We start from the raw sequence: 539 nt of genomic DNA on the forward strand, positions 1-539 counted from the left end.
TGACTTCACTGGCACTCGAGTACAAAGTATCAAGACCTACCATTTACAAGGTCTTAAAACTTGCTCGCATTAAACTCCTTAAGCCTCAAACCAGTACCAATAATCGCTTTAAACAAGCCAAGTATGGCATTAAACGCTTGGCTAAGGTTGAAAAATCCATTCAAGACAAACTCAAAAGGCAAGCCAAGCGATACAACAAGTCCTATTTTGGTGAGATGGTTCATGTAGATGCCAAACGCTTACCTTTACTTAAAGGACAAAGTACAAACAGTCCTAGAGAATATCTGTTTGTTGCCGTAGATGACTATTCTTGTGAACTGTATGCTGCCATACTGCCTGACAAAACAGCCTTTGGTGCAGCACAGTTTCTGGTAGAGCAAGTGATAGAACCTTGTCCTTACCAAATTGATGTTATTTACTCTGACAATGGCACTGAATTTAAAGGCACAACACAGCATGAATTTGTCAAAGTATGTTATGATAACCACATCAACCAAAAATTTACCAAAGTAGGCAGACCACAAACCAATGGCAAAGCT

Annotated in this window: 1 protein-coding gene; it reads left to right on the forward strand. The window is 39.5% G+C overall.

The window, feature by feature from the left end; translation table 11 throughout:
- The coding region (locus B0182_RS13210) for a DDE-type integrase/transposase/recombinase (protein WP_169836100.1) at positions 1 to 539 on the forward strand (539 nt) is incomplete at both ends.

The organism is Moraxella bovis (assembly GCF_002014975.1).
GTDB classification, from domain to species: Bacteria; Pseudomonadota; Gammaproteobacteria; order Pseudomonadales; family Moraxellaceae; genus Moraxella; species Moraxella bovis.